The 6,259-nt window shown below is 41.5% G+C and carries 6 protein-coding genes and 1 pseudogene; 6 read left to right on the top strand and 1 reads right to left on the bottom strand.

What is annotated here, in order from left to right; all coding sequences use genetic code 11:
• From hpkB to EP1X_RS09040, 5 genes and pseudogenes are all read left to right on the top strand, one after another.
• Positions 1-203 (top strand): archaeal histone HpkB (gene hpkB / locus EP1X_RS09060; protein WP_082391548.1); only part of this gene is annotated, 203 nt, incomplete at its 5' end.
• 70 nt (positions 204-273) lie between these two features.
• Complete coding sequence (locus tag EP1X_RS09055; RefSeq protein ID WP_055283794.1) at positions 274-1,548, top strand: TIGR04013 family B12-binding domain/radical SAM domain-containing protein; 1,275 nt, start codon at positions 274-276, stop codon at positions 1,546-1,548.
• Positions 1,549-1,583: 35 nt separating this feature from the next.
• Complete coding sequence (locus EP1X_RS09050) at positions 1,584-2,279, top strand: metallophosphoesterase (RefSeq protein ID WP_055283792.1); 696 nt, start codon at positions 1,584-1,586, stop codon at positions 2,277-2,279.
• Positions 2,280-2,613: 334 nt separating this feature from the next.
• Positions 2,614-2,882, top strand: a pseudogene (locus EP1X_RS09045) (CRISPR-associated endonuclease Cas1); the annotation flags it as partial.
• Positions 2,883-2,885: 3 nt separating this feature from the next.
• Complete coding sequence (locus EP1X_RS09040) at positions 2,886-3,581, top strand: PD-(D/E)XK nuclease family protein (RefSeq protein WP_055283788.1); 696 nt, start codon at positions 2,886-2,888, stop codon at positions 3,579-3,581.
• On the opposite strand, the gene EP1X_RS09035 is transcribed toward EP1X_RS09040, so the two are convergent.
• Positions 3,574-3,780, bottom strand: a complete 207-nt coding sequence (locus tag EP1X_RS09035) for a CRISPR-associated protein Cas2 (protein ID WP_055283786.1) — start codon at positions 3,778-3,780, stop codon at positions 3,574-3,576. The genes EP1X_RS09040 and EP1X_RS09035 overlap by 8 nt on opposite strands.
• Before the next feature lie 163 nt (positions 3,781-3,943).
• On the opposite strand from EP1X_RS09035, the gene hypF reads away from it, so the two are divergent.
• Positions 3,944-6,256 carry a carbamoyltransferase HypF gene (hypF, locus tag EP1X_RS09030; RefSeq protein WP_055283784.1) on the top strand — a complete coding sequence of 771 codons (2,313 nt, stop codon included), beginning with the start codon at positions 3,944-3,946 and terminating at the stop codon, positions 6,254-6,256.
• The last annotated feature ends 3 nt before the right edge of the window (positions 6,257-6,259 follow it).

Here is a 6,259-nt window from a genome sequence, read left to right as displayed (position 1 = left end):
TGGCTGAGTTGCCAATTGCCCCAATTGATAGGTTGATTAGAAAGGCTGGTGCACCAAGAGTTAGTGAAGAGGCCGCAAAGGTTATGGCCGAGCACCTTGAGGAGAAGGCTATGGAGATCGCCAAGAAGGCCGTTGACCTTGCAAAGCACGCCGGCAGAAAGACAGTCAAAGCAGAGGACATCAAGCTCGCTATCAAAGCTTGATGACCTTTCTTTCTTTTGTCTTTTATATAAATTAGGCAAATATTTTAAAACCCTCTTCTGAGTTTTTATCATGCATGAGATAGCTATTAGAATGACACGTCGCAATCATAATGCTTTTGTGCATCTCCTGGGGGCCTTGGAGAGCCAAGGTTTTGATGTTGGCGAGCTTTTAATAACGAAAGATTTTGCTGAGATCCTAAAGGCAGGGCCCAAAGTAATTCTCTACTCTTTTTTCACCGAGGAGATTTGGGATGTTGAGAAGGAAGTAAAGATTCTGAAAGAAAAAACAAACGCCCTTCTAGTTGCAGGTGGCTACCATGCCACGGCAATGCCAAAACATACTTTGGACAAACTTGGATTTGATATAGCTGCAATTGGAGAGGGAGAAGAAATTATATTCCACCTTTTAAAAACACTCAAGGAAAACAACTTTAGAATAACACCTGAGTTTGCTAGTATCAGAGGTATGGCTTTTTATCTAAATGGAAAGTTCGTTTTTACAGGCTTTGCCAGGGTTGATGACTTCACAAAGTTTCCACCCTTTGCTGAAAGTTCCCGCCTAATTGCACCAATAGAAATAAGCCGTGGTTGCCCGTTTGGTTGCTATTACTGTCAAACTCCTTACGTCAAAGGCTTTAGAATGCGCCACAGACCGATAGATCAGATAGTAAAGTACTCAAAGAGAATGAAAGACATGCGCTACATAACTCCAAACGCTTTTGCATACGGTTCGCCGGGAGCTATTTTAAATCTGAATAAACTCGAGGCCCTCTTAAAAGCCCTTCAACCCCTTAGAAAAGAGGGAAGAAGATTATTCTACGGTACTTTCCCAAGTGAAGTAAGGCCCGAATTTATCAAACCTGAGACTCTCGAACTTCTCTTGAAGTACGCGGACAATAGGAGATTGGCCATAGGGGCCCAAAGTGGGGATGATGAGATGCTTAAAGCCATGCACCGTGTGCACACAACAGAACATGTAAGAGAGGCTGTCGAATACATGCTCGAATACGACATAGAACCGGTTGTCGATTTTATAGTTGGTCTGCCAAATGAAACCGAGGAAAGCCAGAGAAAGAGCATTGAGTTTATGAAGTGGATAATGCGCAAAGGTGGAAAGGTTAGGGCCCATTATTTCATGCCCCTGCCGGGAACACCCTGGGCCAGGTGTAAACCCTCTCCCTTAAGTGAGGAGATGAAAAAGTTCCTTGGGAGAATGGCCGCCAAAGGCTACATTGAGGGCTCTTGGGGGGTGCAAATCGAACTCTCAAAAAGATTGCAGAGGCTTATAGAGGAGTTCTATGAGGAAAGTCCAAGCTATATGGGCGAAGTTAAGAAAATCTGCTGAGAAAAGGATTTAACCTTTGGAATCAATTATCTCACATGTTGATTGGTCTTATAAGTGATATACACTCAAACCTTGAAGCTTTGAAAGCAGTGTGGAAAAAGGTGAAGAGGGCAGATGTTATTTTCTGTGTAGGAGATTTGGTCGGTTATGGGGCGAACCCAAACGAAGTTGTGGAGTTTTTTAGAGAGCAAATGGAGAAGAGGCAAATTCTCTGTGTGAGAGGAAACCACGATAATGCAATTGCTTTTGGGATAACCTGGGGATTTAACCCTTACGCGAGGGAAGCAATAAGGTGGCATGAGAAAGTCATGACGGTTGAAAATTTAGAGTTCATCCGAAAGCTTCCCGTAAAAGAGTTGTTTGAAGTGGATAATGAGAGCTTTCTTATAATTCATGGTTCTCCAAGGGCCCCACTGGATGAATATATCTTCCCTTGGCTTCCTGACAGTGAGTTTGTGGAGATTTTGAAGTACTTCAGAGAAAAGAACCTTGTTCTTGGGCATACTCACATGCAGATGCTTAAGGAGATTGGTGGGAGGAGGATAATAAATCCTGGAGGGGTGGGACAACCAAGAGATGGAGACTGGAGGGCCGCTTATGCTTTCATAGATACGGATAGCAATGAGGTTATTTTTGAGAGAGTGGAGTATGACATTGATGAGGCGGCAAAAAAGATAATTGATGCGGGCCTGCCGAGGTTTTTGGCGTATAGACTTTATGAGGGATATTGAAAATTTTTCGTTACTTGTTTGAGAGCTTTGTTTTTGAGTTTTCTCTTCTTAAGTTGCTCGTCTTTAAATTTAAAGTACTTTCCTTGGATTTGGCACCTTTGTTTCCTATTGTGAAAAAGTTAAAATAGGTTTTTGGGTTGAATTCTTGTTTTGAGATTTAATTTGGAGGCTTGATAGAGCTTGTTTATTGTTTCTTCGGGATAACTCTTATAAGTTTTGGACTTTCTAATAGTTTTATAGGAGGATTTGGGGAAATTCGTCCCTGTTCCAATAAGACTTTAAGGAGAATTGAAACTTGATTTTTCCCTTTTGACTTCTATAATAGAATTGAAATATGATCGCTGACCGCGTGGCTAATAGACTGGTTAAGCAGGGTATAATTAAGAAAGAGCATTTCAGGATGATCTGAATGGAGTTTTGCTTAACGATGAGGGCAAGAAGATCGTTTTGAAAGCAATTAATGGAGAAATGAGAAAGAGCGTGAGGCATCTAAGACTAAAGAAAAACGTCACCAAGCAAAGGCTAATAAAACTTGAGGCATATAAATTAATTAAGCATCTTGTTGGAACTCAGGAATATAACCCCTTAGTGGCGTGGTTTTAGGGGGTGGAGAACATAGAAGAGTTTGGAAAACGGCTGGAAAACCTCCTTAAGTATGGAAATATCAGGGGGCCTAAAAGAACCATCAGAGTGACTTCTGTTTCTTTTTGTCCTTTGAAAGCAGCTTTAACCACTCGGTACGACGTTAGATTTTTTGGAGAGAAAAATAAGGAAAGGATACTAGGCCAGGTACTCCACATGGGCCTTTTAGGGCTTATCAAAGATTCATGGCCATATCTGCAGGGTGATATTGAGGCTACTCCTGAGATAGAAAAAGAAGTCTCATATGAGTTGGGGGATGGATGGCTTCTAACTGGTAGGATCGATCTTGTAATAGGGGAGCACGTGTTCGAGTTTAAGTTCCTTAGTGATTGGTCTTATGAGAAGATTCCTGAGAATCTGGATGAGGTTGATGAGGAGAGCGTGTTAAACGCTTATACAGAGCAGTTGAATGCGTATCTAAATATGCTCCCTGATGCAGAATTTGGACATCTCTGGATATTTCGACATAATGAATTAATCCCATGGAAAAAGCTGGAGATCAAAAAGGACTTAAGGGCATTTAAGGGGTTCTTGAAGAGAGCTAGAGATATTATTAAACTTATTGAATCCATGGAAAATGGAGAACTTCCCAAAGATCCAAAACCACGGTTTGAATGGGAATGCAAAAACTGTATTTTCAAGTCAATATGCTTTAAATAATATCCTCAACTGGATTTTTCTCTATTCCTAGATTCTTTCTTTTTGGCCTTGACCTTAACTTGTAAATAATCACGGAATCTTCATTTTCATTAATAAGTTCCTTAATTCCTTTTTTAATTCTCTCATATTCGGCTAACGTGACTTTTTTCACCTTATTCACTCGAGAAACGCTCACATCGTAAACTACGATGATATACATAGCTGGATGCACCGTTTAAATATCCTTTTTGGCCGTTTTAGTCTTTTTGTTGGTTAAACCTTTAGTCTAGCAACCTTGGGTTAAAAACTCTTCATTAGTTTTTAACTTTTGGTTTTGAAAAGGTATAAATGCCCTTTTTTCGATTTTGGAATAGGTGGGAGTAGTGAAAACCTATCACATTCACGTTGAGGGAATTGTTCAGGGGGTTGGTTTCAGGCCCTTCATCTATAGAATCGCTCATGAACACAGCTTGAGAGGATATGTTAAAAATCTTGGTGATGCGGGAGTTGAGATTGTTGTTGAAGGTAAGGAGGAGGATATAAGGGCGTTTTTAAAAGCTCTTAAGGATAAGGCACCTCCTCTAGCGAGAGTGGAAAAGATAAGAACAAAAGAACTTCCACTTCAAGGCTTTGATAGGTTTTACATTGAGAAGAGTTCCAACGGTGGGGGAGGAGGCGATTCAGTTATACCTCCGGATGTTAGTATATGTGATGACTGTCTCAGAGAGCTTTTTGACCCGTCGGATAAGCGCTATATGTATCCGTTCATAGTGTGTACTAACTGTGGGCCTAGATTTACTATAATCGAAGATCTCCCTTATGATAGAATTAACACAACCATGAGAGAATTTGATATGTGTGATTACTGTGAGAGCGAGTATAAGGATCCGTTGAATAGAAGATATCACGCTGAGCCAGTTTGTTGTCCTGTGTGTGGGCCAAGCTATCGTCTTTACACTAATGAGGGGGAAGAGATAACAGGTGATCCTTTAAAAAGGGCTGCGGAATTAATAGACAAGGGCTACATAGTGGCCATAAAGGGCATTGGTGGAATACACATAGCGTGTGATGCCACAAATGAGGAAGCTGTAAGAGAACTTAGGAAGAGAATTCTCAGGCCTGAACAGCCCTTTGCTATAATGGCTAAGGATCTGGAGACCGTTGAGAGCTTTGCCATAGTAAACGAAGTTGAGAAGGAAGAAATTTTAGGATACAGAAAGCCAATAGTAGCTTTGAGAAAAAAAGAACCGTTTCCATTACCTGAGGCACTGGCTCCAGGGCTTCCAACAATAGGGGTCATGCTCCCGTATGCTGGAACACATTATATACTTTTCCACTACTCAAAGAGTCCGGTTTATGTCATGACCTCCGCAAATTACCCTGGAATGCCAATGGTTATAGATAATGAAACGGCATTTAGAGAATTGAAAGAGCTGGCCGATTATTTCCTTCTTCACAATAGGAAAATACTCAACAGAACCGATGATAGCGTGATAAGATTTGTCGATGGAAAGAGAGCTGTAATAAGAAGAAGCAGAGGGTTTGTGCCATTGCCTATTGAAATTCCATTTGAATATAATGGACTAGCAGTTGGGGCAGAACTTATGAATGCCTTTGGTATTGCAAAGAACTCCAAGGTTTATCCAAGCCAATACATAGGGAACACTTCAAAGGTTGAAGTGCTGGAGTTTATGAGGGGAGCTATATCGCACTTCAAGAAGATTCTCAGAGTTAAAAACTTGGACTTGATTGTCGCTGATCTGCATCCTCTTTACAACACCACAAAGCTCGCCATGGAAATAGCGGAAGAGGAAGGGGTGGAGTTCCTTCAAGTTCAACACCATTATGCTCACGTTGCCTCCGTAATGGCCGAAAATAAACTTGATGGAGTTATAGGCATAGCTTTGGATGGAGTTGGCTATGGAAGCGATGGGCACACCTGGGGTGGGGAAGTTATCTACCTCAGTTATGAAGACGTTGAAAGGCTGGCACATATTAGTTACTATTCTCTTCCTGGTGGCGATTTAGCTAGTTATTACCCACTTAGGGCTCTGGTTGGTATTTTAAACAAGATATACAGTGTAGAGGAGATAGAAGAGCTTGTCAAAAGGTGCTGCCCAAGGGCCATTGATAATTTAAGGTATGGTAAGGTCGAGTTCAATGTTATCCTAAATCAGCTTGCTAGGGACATAAACGTTAGCTACGCCTCCTCTACGGGAAGAGTTCTTGATGCATTCGCAGTTCTTCTTAATGTTGCCTATAGGAGGACTTACGAGGGAGAACCTGCGATGAAGCTGGAAGGTGTTGCATTTAGAGGAAAGAACGATCTAGGATTCAGAGTTCCAGTTGAGGGAGAAGAACTCAAGATTGAAGAACTCTTTAGACAGGTTTTAGAAAGCAAAGCAAATCCTGCAGATATTGCATATTCCGTTCACTTGGCTTTGGGAAGGGCCTTTGGAGAAGTAACGGTTGAGAAAGCCAAGGAGTTCGGTATTAAAAACGTAGCCCTCAGCGGTGGGGTGGCGTACAATGAGCTGATCGTCAAGACTATTAGAAAGATAGTGGAGAGCAATGGTCTTAGGTTTTACACTACTCACGAGGTGCCAAGGGGGGACAACGGCATAAATGTTGGTCAAGCATTCCTTGGAGGCCTCTACTTAGAGGGATATTTAACCAGAGAAGATCTCATACTTTAACTC

This window comes from Thermococcus sp. EP1 (assembly GCF_001317345.1).
Taxonomy (GTDB): Archaea; Methanobacteriota_B; Thermococci; order Thermococcales; family Thermococcaceae; genus Thermococcus_A.
The sequence above is the reverse complement of the archived record's forward strand: the minus strand, read 5'-3'. Positions and strand labels throughout refer to the sequence as shown.

Coding starts and splice junctions, on each gene's coding strand:
- EP1X_RS09055 (WP_055283794.1), top strand. CDS start 274: ATGCATGAGATAGCTATTAGAATGACACGTCGCAATCATAATGCTTTT.
- EP1X_RS09035 (WP_055283786.1), bottom strand. CDS start 3,780: ATGTATATCATCGTAGTTTACGATGTGAGCGTTTCTCGAGTGAATAAG.
- EP1X_RS09050 (WP_055283792.1), top strand. CDS start 1,584: ATGTTGATTGGTCTTATAAGTGATATACACTCAAACCTTGAAGCTTTG.